Consider the following 12,138-nt stretch of genomic DNA (forward strand, 5'->3'; position numbering starts at 1 on the left):
ATGAACTTTTACAGTATTTGTTTACCTAATTTAGGTACTTATGGTGTTTTTTGATTTTGTGACTTAAATCATTCGAACACAATTAGTACAGTGTGAATAACCAGTATATCTTTTTCTTGAGCCGAGAAGTATCAACTATTTTTACGCAAACTTTTTACGGTTAGTCCTTTTAAGGTGTATTTTATCGATTTTTTAATATATATTTAAGAAATTATTTAGTCAGAAGGGGCTTAGAGGCCTAGCAATATAGTACATCGTCATTCAGTGTGAATTTTAGTGTTTAATTTAAATGTATTTCGATGAGAAAAAGCTATTTTTTTATCCTGGTTTTAGTTTTAATGTCTTGCGAAAAAGATGATTATGTTGCTATAGAATCAAATGATATAATAGACATTTCTAAAACAGGTCCACCATCAGGAGCAATAGGATTAGATAAGCAAGTTTTAGATGCTTTAGACAGTGTCTCTAACGGCGTAGGAGCATCATTTTTTATGTTGCCAGAAAGTAATGATTACCCCAATATACCTCAAGACCCTTTGAACCCTATTACTGATGCTAAGGTAACACTCGGAAAATTGCTGTTTCATGAAACAGCAACAGGAGGAAACCCTAAAGTATCTGCTAATCTAGAGACGTATTCATGCGCTTCTTGTCATCATGCCGCTGCTGGATTTGGTGCTGGCCTTAGACAGGGTTTGGGAGAAGGAGGAGCTGGATTTAGTCCTAATGGTAGTGGAAGAATAATAAATTCGATAACTCCTTTAAATCTAGTAGATATACAACCACTTAAATCTCCTACTATATTAAACTCGGCTTATCAGGATATAATGTTGTGGAACGGACAATTTGGAGGAACAGGAACAAATGCTGGTACAGAGGCAAGTTGGACTAACATTCCTGAGAATTTTACGGGACTTCAGGGAGTAGAAGTTCAAGCGATCAAAGGGCAAAATGTTCATAGATTATTGATAAATGAAAATTTTGTAATCACTTTTGATTATAAAGAAATGTTTGATAATGCGTTCCCTAATGTACTGGAAAGCGAAAGGTATTCTGCAAATAATGCGGCTTTAGCAATTGCCGCATATGAACGAACAGTTTTACCTAATCTTTCGCCATGGCAACGATGGTTAAAAGGTGATTATAATGCTTTAAGCAAGGAAGAAAAAAGAGGTGCTAAAGTATTTTTTGGCAAAGGAAAATGTTATGAGTGCCATACTGGTCCTGCTTTAAATGATAAAAAATTCTATGCTTTTGGGATGGGCGATTTTGATAATTCAAGTCAGGCAATAGTATTAGCTGGAGTAAATTTTGATGATGTTAAAAAGGGACGAGGTGGGTTTACTAAAAAGACAAAAGATGAGTATAAGTTTAAAACACCAACACTTTATAATTTAGTCGATAATGGATTTTTTGGTCATGGCGGTACCTTTACTTCGGTTAGAGATGTGATTGAATATAAAAGTAATGGTGTACCACAAAGTAATGAAGTACCAATAGAAAACTTAGCAATTCAATTCGGAAACATAAACTTAAGTAATAAGCAAATGGATAATCTCACATTGTTTATTGAAAATGGATTAAGAGACCCAAATTTGGATCGATATGTCCCGGCGGCTGTAAATTCAGGATTCTGTTTTCCAAACAATGACCCTACATCAAAAGTGGATTTAGGATGTAACTAATTTAAAGTTGCAATCCACCAAGTGTTACCGAAAGGATCTTTGAAACCCGCTCCTCTGGCACCATGGTCTTCTTCCATGGGTTCCATAAGAGGAGTAGCACCTGCATCCAGTGCTTCGTAATAGGTATGGTCTGTGTCTTTTACATATACATACATTGATCCTGGGTGAGAAGGGTAATTTATTGATGCTTCGGTAAGCAAAATGGTACTATCCCCTATTTTAATTTCAGAATGCTGTATGCGATTATCGACATCAAGAGTACGGATCATTTCTTGTGCTTGAAATATTTTTCTAATAAAATCGATAAAATCTTCGGCTTTTTCGACGACTAAATAGGGCATGGCTTGCTGATGGCCAGCTGTAATTTTCATTCGTTGCATAGACTACAATAGAGCGGTTTTTATATTCAACGAAGAAAAGGGTAAAAATATTCTATTTACTAACAAAAATAAAGCTTGAAAACCAATTGATTTTCAAGCTTTATTTTTGTGAATACTTCACTCTTAAAGTCGCTAAAGAATCTTTTCTGCAGTTCCTTGACAGGTATAGTACAAAGTATCGTTTAGATTTAATTATCCAATACATTAAGAATCATATCAGTATTTGAGATAATCCCAGTGATAAATTTAGATCTAGAGATTTTAAGTTTTGATCCGGTAAAAGAGGATTCGGGATACGATTCATTAGTTAATCCATTAGAAAAGTTTCCTTCGTTTACAGGATTTTTACTTTCAATTAAAACAAGATTCTCATCATCTATAGACTGTATTTTATAGACCTTATTCATAGTGGATACCAAATCCCCAATAGCTAACTTTTGTAAAATGAGCTCCTTTTGTTTATTATTTTGTGCCATAAAGGATTTCTGATAATCTGCATTGCTATTAATTTCTGAATAGAAACCAATAGAAACAGCAAGAAGAAGGGCTAAAGCAATTGTACCTAAACTCCAATATCCCCACATCGGAACTTTTAGCTTTTTCCTCATTTCTTCTGCTGTTGTTTCTATAGTTGTATTCCAGAAGGCTTTTTTTATTTTTTTTCCAGTATCATGGCAAATTACTTGTGTAACTTTTTTAGGAAAAAGAAAGAAAGAAACTCTAACATCTCGACGAATCAATTGTAAGATCACCTTACCAGATTTGCAATTGTTAGTTTTTAATTCAAATACTTCTTCATCTACAATATGTTCTTTAACAGATATCCACATAATTATATATTTTGTTTTTTCATTTCGATTATATCTACAATTAAAACATAATGCTACCTAATAGATATACTATTTCCATTTGCAACTAGTGTATCTCTGTCTGTTATTGCTTGTGCGGATAACACACCTTTGATTCTAATACTTTTTCCTGTTATAGCGGGTGTTATACTTACTAATTGGTTTAGTACACTTTCTACAGCTGCATTAGAAAGACTACCCGGACTATCAAGTTCTAATCTAAAAAAATCTTGCGCAGAGGATATGTTTACCGAAGTTAGAATAGCAGTAGAATCTACATCTAAGATGTTAAAAGTAACAAGCTTTGTAAAGTTTAACATCTCCAGAACATTCTCTCGAATACTTATTTCTCGTATATTCTTATTTACAAGTTCAAGATTTGGAAAAGTAATACTGGTGACGGTGTTATCTGAAATTATAAAACTATTAGCAATATCATTTCCTACAGAAGTTAGTAGCGGGAAAACTATTGTAGATAACGCATTATTAGAACTGACCACAAAAGATCCATTTACGGTTACTAAATTAGGAAAATCAAGGTTATTTAATAATGTATTACTGAAAACAGAAAAGCTAGACCTTATTTCTGGGTTATCTCCACCTGTTGATGATAATAAAGGAAACGATAATGTTTCAAGAGCAGTATTAAGGCCGATAGATAAACTGTTATTTATGGACGTCAAATTGGGAAAAATAATAGTTTTTAAATTTTCATTATCACTAATGGTAAGACTTCCTTCTATAGTTTCTAAAGCATCAAAACTGATACTACTTACTATTTTATTTTCTGAAATTGTGATCCTATCGATTTTAGTCAAACTAGAAAATCCTAGTGCTTCTAATTTTTCGTTTTCTTCGATACTTATAAATGATATTTCTTGTAATGCATCAAAATTTATATTTAGCAAATTACTTTGAGAAATTGTAAGAGATGGAATACTTACTAACTTAGGAAGTGAAAAAGAACTTAGATTTTCATTATTGCTTAAGGTAAATCTATTTGTAATAGCTACCAGCTCATTTGCCTCAAAAAGAGATAAATTTTGATTGTTGCTAATAGTAAACCGTTCAATTTTGTCTAGATTTCCAAGATTTATTGTTGTAAGATTAGTATTGCTTTGAATGGAAATATCTGCGCCATCCTCAGAACTATTTGCTAGTAAAGGAATAGCTACCGAAATCATATCTTCATTACTAGACAATGATAAACTACTACTTAAAGTGGTTAACTTAGGCAAAATAAAAGAGGACATTTTAGTACTTGTAAGACTTATGCTTCCGGCTGTTTCTAGAGTATTCAAATCTAAGTTTGATAAATTAGGCAATGATCGCAACCTAAGAAAGTTTATTTCTTTTAAGACAGGAAAAGCAAGTGTTTCTAGAAGTTGATTTCCTCTAAACTGAATGCCTGATATTCCCGAAAGTGCATTCAGGTTTACATTTGTTAATGTAGCATTGTTTTCTATGTCTATACGACTTACGTTACTTAACGCTTCTAAATTAATACTTGCTAATACATCATTAGAGTATATATCAATATCTTGAGTAACAGAAGTCAAATTTGGAATCGCAATACTTTGCAAGGTTTTATTGTCTTTTACTTCTAGTCTAACAAGAGATGTAATGTCTGGAAGCTCCAGAGATGTTAATTCTGTAGTATTAATAACTAAAAGAGTATGCGTATTTTTTCCAAAATTTTCTGCTATAATTTGGGTAGCTTCTTCATTAGTTACATCTCCGGCAAATACTAAAAACTCTAATCCATCATTACTGCCATTAACACCATCAACACCATCTTCGCCATTGATACCATCCATACCATCTTCGCCTTCACATGAAAGAACAGTTATAGCTAATGTTATTAGTAAAAATCTAAGAAATATATATTTCATAATTAAATGATTTAGTTTTATGTGTTTTTAAAATTATTCTCTAATACTAACCGTATTGTTATTAGTTCTAAGTGTTTCAATATCAAGTAAGGCCTGATCAGATGCTACTCCTGTAATTGAAATTCTTTTCTGAGTAATTGCGGGAGTTATATTTACTAGCCTTGTGATGATATTATTTATTACTGAGGTAGATAATCTACCAGGGCTGTTTAAGTCTAATCTTGAAAATTGTTGAATAGAAGAAAGATTTACTTGTGTTAATAATACAGTAGAATCTATATTTAAAAATAATAAAGTACTGAGGCTACTAAAATCTAAAGTCTCAAGAGCATTTTCAGAAATATCGATAGTTCGAATAGATTTTACTGTGATAAGGCTTGGAAATGAGATGTTCTTTACGAGATTATTATTCCTTATCCTAAGATCCGAAGTAATGTCATTACCAACAGAAGTTAATAATGGAAACGATATAGAAGTCAACGCACTATTATTTGAAATAGTAAGCCCTCCGAGTTCGATTTTCTGCAGTGCTGGGAAAGTAAGCTCATTTATCAAAGGATTATTTTCTATATTGAAATTAGAACGTCTTTGATCACCTACTAAAGCTAACATAGGAAATGATATTTCTGATAATACATCATTATTTGCTATAGAGAAGGAGGATTCAGAAGTTTTTAAATTCGGAAAAGAAATAATCGAAAGTTTTGGGTTTGTACCCATAGATAAACTTCCTTCATTATTTTCTAGAGCAGAAAAATCAATATTAATCAGTTCTTCGTTTCCAGAAATACTAATTCCATCACTACTATTTAATTTAGAAAAATCAATACTTGTAAGCACTGGATTTTGTGAAAACTGAATGCTTCTGGTACTTTGGGTTACATTAGAAAATACAATACTTGTTAATTGTTGATTTTCAGAAATAAATGCACCATTACAGCTGGTCATATTAGGAAATGAAATTGTTTGTACTTTAGGATTGGCACTAAAAGAAATACGCCCTGCTGATATAATGGCATCTGTATTAAGTGAGGTTAAATTTTCATTATTTCTAATAGATATATCACCAAAATTAGTAAGAGCACTAAGGTTAATTGTAGTAAGGCTTGAATTACTTATCAAAGAAACCTCACTATCATCCTCTTCATCAAAAACAGAGTTACTGTTATATGTATTTGAAGCAGTTAGTGCAGGTAGGTTTACCGTTTCTAAACCAGGATTACTAGTAATATCAATTCGTTCAGAAGTTGATAACTTAGGAAAATCAATAGTAGTTAGTTTTTCATTATTTCTCACTCTTAAAAAATCAATTGTTTCTAGAGATGCCGCATTTATTGAGGTTAGATTTTGAAGTGATTGTAGTGTTAGAAAATCTATATTTTGAATGTTTTGTAAGTTTAAGCTTTCTAACAAAGGAACTTCTTCAATTCTAAGGCCTGTAAGTGTATTTAAGTTAGTAAAATTGATAGTAGTTAAGACAGTATTGTCAATGATACTAAAACTCCCGAAACTACCATCTAATTTGGCTAAATCAATAATTTCTAATGTCTTATTAGAGCGAATGTTTACTTCTTCGAAAGCAGATTCTAGATTGGGTAGCGATAATCGTTGTAGGTTTTCGTTTCCAATCACCTCAAGATTCACTAAAGTGGTAATTTCGGGTAGCTCTATGCTTGTTAGGTTGGTTGTATTTTTGATAAGTAAGGTATGTGTGTTTTTACCTGCAGTTTCTGCTGCCAATGCTATGGCTTCTTCATTTGTGATATCTCCAGAAAAGACAAGATATCCAAATCCATTATCTGTTCCATCTGTTCCGTTTACACCATCAATACCATTGGTACCATCTATACCATCTTCTCCATCAGAACTACAAGAAAAGGTGGTTATCAATATGGTTATTAATAAAAATTTAAAGGATATATATTTCATAATTAATGAGTCTATGTTTTGTTTCTTTTATACTATTACAAACTATGTTTTGATACGGTTAATCTCTAATACTAATAGTATTTCCATTAGTTCTTAAAGTTTCTATATCTGTTATTGCTTGAGAGGATGCAGTACCTCTTAAAGAAATTCTTTTTCCGGTAAGGAGAGGAGTTATATTTACCAATCGTGTGATTAAACCATCAATTTCAGTACTTGCAAGTCGACTAAGACTTATAGAATCAAAATCTTGAATAGAAGATAAGTTTGCGGTTGTTAATGTTGTAGTTGAAAACAGTCTAAAGTCAGTAACAACAGCTAATTTGTTTAAATCAATAGATTCTAGAGTATTAGCTCGAATATCAATACTTGAAGATGAAATTTGGCCTAAAGTCTCTAGATTAGGGAAAGAAATAGTATTTAGAAGATCGTTATCTCTCATAGTAATACGACCTCTAAACTCGTCTCCTACCAATGTTAGTAAAGGAAAAGATAGTGCTTGCAACGCAGCGTTATCTATTATGGAAATAGTACTATTAACCTGTTGCAATGCATCAAAGTTAATACTGGCTAATGCTTCATTACGAGATATGTCAATGGAGAGCGTGTTTTGTAAACTAGCAAAAGAAACAGTATTTAATAAGATATTACTAGTAATTCTAATAGAAGAATTTGCCGATACCAAGTCATCTAGTATCAATGAAGTCAAATTAGGATTTGATCCTATAGAAATACGACCTGCATTGGATATGTTTGTCAATACAATAGTTTTTAGAGCTTGATTACCATTAATAGAGAAAGAACCAAGGTTCTCAGGATCAGTTGTGATTGATTCTGGCAAACTAAATTCTTCGATCATATCATTATTAGAAAAACTAAATGATGATATTTCCATTAGGTTGGGAAACGTTAGATTCGTCAGGTTTTCTTGATTTGAAATAGTTAATAGACCTACTTTGGACAATAAGGGTAGATCAATATTTTCTAGTGCCATATTATTAGAAATAGAAATCCTTTGTGCATCAATAATGTTATTTAAATTAATAGTGTTAAGCATATTATTATTGCTAATCGAAAAATTTCCTAATGAAGTTTTTAAGTTTTCAAAATTGATATTTTCAAGTACAGGGTTGCTATTTATAGTTGCCGACTCTATAATAGATTCTAGATTGGATAATGAAATACTTTGTAATTTTTCATTATTAAAGACATTTAAGATTACCAAGTTCGAGATCGAGGATACATCTAAGGTTGTTAAATTAGTGGTATTGGTAACTATTATGGTATGTGTATTTTTTCCGGCATTTTCGGCAATGATAGAGGCGGCTTCCTCATTAGTGACGTCTGCAGAGAATGCAATAATTCCTAATCCGTTGCTTGTTCCATCTGCGCCATTTGTTCCATCGATTCCATCAATACCGTTAGTTCCATCTTCCCCATCTTCAGGGCTACAGGAAAAAATGGTTATGGCTAGTGTTGCCAAAAGAAATCTAATAAAAGTATTTTTCATAACTAATAAAATCTAGGTTTTGTTTTCCAAATTATTTTGCTCAAATGTAGTAGAGTAGTATTGGAAAAGCGTACCAGATTATAATATGGCACACGTAGTTTTTGCGAATAATCAGAGTATTACCAAAAACCTAGTGTTGGAAGAAATGTCAGAGCCAAAGCTATATACACAGCTATAATAGAACTTAGTGTTGCAATAAAAAATCGAGTACCGTTATTACTTTTAGGAAACAGAATAATAGATAGAATACTAATGATGCTTACAAGGCAGATTAAAAATAATCCACCACAAATAATAGCCATAAAAAAACCGCCTAACCCATCTGCACCATGATCTGCAAAATGAACAAAATAGATGTACAATCCTAAAAAAAGAAGAGCAAATGTAGCAAGTATACTTAAAAGCACTTTTAGTAAGTTCATGCTTAATTTATTTAATATTAGATTTGAAAAGTAATATTAAATACTGTTTAAACCGTTTCAACTTATAAAATGAGGCGTATACTTTCCTGTTGTATTTAAAGAGAGTTTGAGTGTTTTTTTTGATATTCTGTAGGAGTAAGCCCTACTAGATTTTTAAAAACCCGGTTAAAAGAAGTCTTGCTAGGAAACCCTGCTTCATATCCAATAGCTAAAATCTTGTAATGTTTATATCTTGGATTTTTCATCAATTGTTTTGCTTGATCAACTCGATACAAATTGATAAAACTATTAAAGTTTTTTTTGAAACAAGCATTAAGAACCTCAGAGAAAAGATGAACGCTCATATCTAAATTTTTGGCAATATCAGATTGTTTAATTTCATGATCTAGATATGGTTTTTTTTCTTCCATATATTCCAAAACATTCTTCATATGCTTTTCTTGCTCTTGAAGTGAAAATGAGGTTTTTTTAAACTCTTTAGATTGTGAATTTTGTTCAGAGATTTTTTGTTTATGATTGGTAAGAGCAATCGTATTTAATTTGTCTTTTAAAACCTCGTTTTCACTTTTTAGTAATAGTTTATCTCCCTGAAGTTGAATTGATTCTTCTTTTAATTTTCTACGTCTATTCCAATAAATTATTGAAGACACAATGAATAAAATAACTAAAACTACTCCGGCAAAAATAGATAATTGTTTTTCTTTACTAAGAAATACAATGGATTCTTGTTGTTGAGATATAATATCAGATTTGATTTCAGATTCTTTTTCAACTTTGAGTCGTTGTGCTTTAGATAAAGTTTTAAAATATTGATCTCTGGTTTGAGTATATGCCTTTTGTTCTCCTAAAGATTTTTTTAGCTTACCCAAAGACTCATAGACTTGTGCCAAATAGTTATGAGCATCCATCTTAATTTTCAGAAACCCTCCAGAAACCCCAATGTCTTTGGCTTCTTCTAGAGGAGTTAGCGCTTTTGCGTATTTTTCTAGACCAATATATGCTGCACCAATAGTTATTTGGGTTAAGGCTTTACTTTCTATAGATTCTTTATTGGTAATTAACTCTAATACTTCTGAACTATTTTTAATGACGTCTTCGTATTTTTTTTCCTTTAGATAACACTCGGATATATTGATCATTGTTCTAATCAAATTATCATCACGATTCATTTTAATCGCCAGTTTTTTAGATAGTTTCATGTACGTCAAGGCTTCATGAAACTTTTTTTGATTTAAATATGCTGTACCCAATACGCTATATGCAACGTTTTCAAACTCTTCAGTATTATCATGATCTTTGGATAGTTCAAGAGCCTTTTTCATAGCCAAAATCGCTAACTCAGAATTACCTAATGAATTGTGTAGATTCCCTAAATTAGTTTCAATAAGGATTTTTAAATAAGAACCATTAGGTAGTACAGTAACTAGCTTTTCAGCTTCAAGGTATGACTCTAACGATTTTTCGTATTGATCTGTTTGTTGATAATAAATAGCAATGTTTACCAAAGATCTAACCCTAATTTCTTCTAAATCATTGGCAATTGCAATTGCCAAAACAATATCACTGTACGTTTTAAAAGTATTTAGATCACCAACTCTATAGGCTTCTCTAGATAGGTTTTTATATTTAGTAATACTATCTTGAGGTGAGTTTACTACTTTGTTATATAATGAAAAATCAATATCCAAAGAGTCTTGCGCAAAGACAGATATGATATTAATACAGAGTACAAAGATGGTATATAGGACTTTCTGCATTTTGACGGAGGCTATAAGAATACTTTTTAATAAGTAAACTATTTTTCAAAGATATTGCTTTTATTGACTTTTATGATAAAAAGCATTCCTAATAAATACAAAAAGAACTCTGAAAATTTCAAAGTTCTTTTAAATAATCGTTTCTAATTAACACTTATTATTGATTCATTAACGATTCAATTTCTTCGGCTTCAATAGGAATGTTTTGCATAAGATTAATGGGCTCTCCTTTTTCTTGTATCACAACATCATCCTCGATACGAACCCCAAATCCTTCATCAGGGATATATATGCCGGGTTCGACGGTAAATACCATGTTAGCTTGCATAGGCTCGGTAAGGATTCCGTAATCATGTGTGTCTAATCCAATATGATGAGAAGTACCATGCATTAGATATTTTTTATAGGCTGGCCATTCAGGGTTTTCTTTTTGAACATCAGCTTTGTCAAGGAGTCCAAGACCAAGTAGTTCTGAAGTCATAATTTTTCCTACTTCAACATGGTAATCAGCCCATATAGTTCCTGGGACTAGCATTTTGGTAGCTTCTTTCTTAACTCTGAGAACGGCGTCATAAACAGCTCTTTGACGTTTGGTATATGTTCCTGATACAGGAATTGTTCTAGAAAGGTCACTAGAATAATTGGCATATTCTGCAGCTACATCCATCAAGATTAAATCCCCAGCTTTACATTGTTGATTGTTCTCTATATAATGCAATACATTTGCATTTTTACCACTAGCTATAATTGGAGTGTATGCAAAACCTTTAGATCTGTTATTGATGAATTCGTGCAATAATTCTGCTTCAATATTATACTCCCAAACATCAGGCTTTACGAAGCTTAAAAGTCTACGAAATCCTTTTTCAGTAATGTTACAAGCAGTCTGCATTAGATCAATTTCTATTGGATCTTTTACAGAACGTAGTCGTTGTAAAATAGGATTGCTTTTAGCTACAGAGTGAGCGGGGTATTTATTTTTCCACCATTTTGTAAAACGGTCTTCTCGTGTTTCGGTTTCTACATGAGATCGGTAATGTTCATTCGTATTAACATATACAGTATCACATTGCGTCATGATTTCAAAAAAAACCTTTTCTAAATCCTGAAGCCAGTATACTGTTTTAATTCCTGAAACTTCAAAGGCATGTTCTTTAGTCAGTTTTTCGCCTTCCCAAATTGCAATATGCTCATTAGTTTCCTTTAAAAATAAGATTTCGCGATGCTTAGCAGCTGGAGCATCAGGAAAAAGCACTAAAATACTTTCTTCTTGATCAACACCACTTAGATAAAAAATATCTCTATGCTGCTCAAAAGGCATCATACTATCTGCACTAATAGGGTAAATATCATTACTGTTAAAGACAGCAATGCTACTAGGTTTCATTTGTGCAGCAAAATTTTTACGATTTTTAATAAAGAGGTTTGAATCTATTTGGTGGTATTTCATCTGTTTATATATTACTTTTAAGAAGTATGATAAAATGCGCTATAAAAACATTTTATTTTATATAGCCTTTAAGGATTTCCAAAAATACTAAAGCCAAAAGAATGTATTGTTAAACAATATGTAAAAATTTTGAGGTTGTATTAACAAAAGTTACTTTCATCTGCTTAAATTTATTACAAAAGTAGCTAAGTCGGAATCTGCAATACTAAAAAGATAATTTTTTGATTTTGGAGTCATAGCCTATTTCGACGCACTAAATTTCCATCAA

General features: G+C 31.7%; 9 protein-coding genes. 1 reads left to right on the forward strand and 8 read right to left on the reverse strand.

What is annotated here, in order from left to right:
• Window positions 1–299: 299 nt before the first annotated feature.
• Window positions 300–1,685, forward strand: a complete 1,386-nt coding sequence (locus AWE51_RS15860) for a cytochrome-c peroxidase (RefSeq protein ID WP_082832475.1) — start codon at window positions 300–302, stop codon at window positions 1,683–1,685.
• On the opposite strand, the gene AWE51_RS15865 is transcribed toward AWE51_RS15860, so the two are convergent.
• The 8 genes from AWE51_RS15865 to AWE51_RS15900 form a co-directional block, all read right to left on the reverse strand.
• On the reverse strand, window positions 1,682–2,056 hold the full coding sequence (locus AWE51_RS15865; protein WP_082832476.1) for a VOC family protein: 375 nt from the start codon (window positions 2,054–2,056) through the stop codon (window positions 1,682–1,684). The genes AWE51_RS15860 and AWE51_RS15865 overlap by 4 nt on opposite strands.
• Window positions 2,057–2,253: 197 nt before the next feature.
• Window positions 2,254–2,895, reverse strand: a complete 642-nt coding sequence (locus AWE51_RS15870) for a hypothetical protein (RefSeq protein WP_066315262.1) — start codon at window positions 2,893–2,895, stop codon at window positions 2,254–2,256.
• 53 nt (window positions 2,896–2,948) lie between these two features.
• Window positions 2,949–4,805 (reverse strand): hypothetical protein, encoded by a 1,857-nt coding sequence (locus tag AWE51_RS15875; RefSeq protein WP_066315263.1) that lies wholly within the window; start codon window positions 4,803–4,805, stop codon window positions 2,949–2,951.
• Between the two features lie 33 nt (window positions 4,806–4,838).
• Entirely contained in the window at window positions 4,839–6,734 is a 1,896-nt protein-coding gene (locus tag AWE51_RS15880) for a hypothetical protein (RefSeq protein ID WP_066315264.1), read from the reverse strand.
• Between the two features lie 58 nt (window positions 6,735–6,792).
• Window positions 6,793–8,241 carry a hypothetical protein gene (locus AWE51_RS15885; protein ID WP_066315266.1) on the reverse strand — a complete coding sequence of 483 codons (1,449 nt, stop codon included), beginning with the start codon at window positions 8,239–8,241 and terminating at the stop codon, window positions 6,793–6,795.
• A gap of 119 nt (window positions 8,242–8,360) precedes the next feature.
• A complete protein-coding gene (locus tag AWE51_RS15890) occupies window positions 8,361–8,663 on the reverse strand; it encodes a hypothetical protein (protein WP_066315268.1) in 303 nt (100 codons plus the stop codon).
• Window positions 8,664–8,758: 95 nt separating this feature from the next.
• Window positions 8,759–10,420, reverse strand: coding sequence for an AraC family transcriptional regulator (locus AWE51_RS15895; protein WP_066315269.1), 1,662 nt, complete (start codon window positions 10,418–10,420; stop codon window positions 8,759–8,761).
• Between the two features lie 157 nt (window positions 10,421–10,577).
• The gene (locus AWE51_RS15900) at window positions 10,578–11,870 is read right to left on the reverse strand and encodes an aminopeptidase P family protein (RefSeq protein ID WP_066315270.1); all 1,293 of its coding nucleotides are present in this window, start codon (window positions 11,868–11,870) and stop codon (window positions 10,578–10,580) included.
• Between the last annotated feature and the right edge of the window lie 268 nt (window positions 11,871–12,138).

The organism is Aquimarina aggregata, assembly GCF_001632745.1.
Taxonomy (GTDB): domain Bacteria; phylum Bacteroidota; class Bacteroidia; order Flavobacteriales; family Flavobacteriaceae; genus Aquimarina; species Aquimarina aggregata.

What these genes read in the sequence shown, in the direction of transcription:
- AWE51_RS15900 (WP_066315270.1), bottom strand. Translation starts at nt 11,870, where the DNA reads ATGAAATACCACCAAATAGATTCAAACCTCTTTATTAAAAATCGTAAA.
- AWE51_RS15885 (WP_066315266.1), bottom strand. Translation starts at nt 8,241, where the DNA reads ATGAAAAATACTTTTATTAGATTTCTTTTGGCAACACTAGCCATAACC.
- AWE51_RS15870 (WP_066315262.1), bottom strand. Translation starts at nt 2,895, where the DNA reads ATGTGGATATCTGTTAAAGAACATATTGTAGATGAAGAAGTATTTGAA.
- AWE51_RS15875 (WP_066315263.1), bottom strand. Translation starts at nt 4,805, where the DNA reads ATGAAATATATATTTCTTAGATTTTTACTAATAACATTAGCTATAACT.
- AWE51_RS15890 (WP_066315268.1), bottom strand. Translation starts at nt 8,663, where the DNA reads ATGAACTTACTAAAAGTGCTTTTAAGTATACTTGCTACATTTGCTCTT.
- AWE51_RS15880 (WP_066315264.1), bottom strand. Translation starts at nt 6,734, where the DNA reads ATGAAATATATATCCTTTAAATTTTTATTAATAACCATATTGATAACC.
- AWE51_RS15860 (WP_082832475.1), top strand. Translation starts at nt 300, where the DNA reads ATGAGAAAAAGCTATTTTTTTATCCTGGTTTTAGTTTTAATGTCTTGC.
- AWE51_RS15895 (WP_066315269.1), bottom strand. Translation starts at nt 10,420, where the DNA reads ATGCAGAAAGTCCTATATACCATCTTTGTACTCTGTATTAATATCATA.
- AWE51_RS15865 (WP_082832476.1), bottom strand. Translation starts at nt 2,056, where the DNA reads ATGAAAATTACAGCTGGCCATCAGCAAGCCATGCCCTATTTAGTCGTC.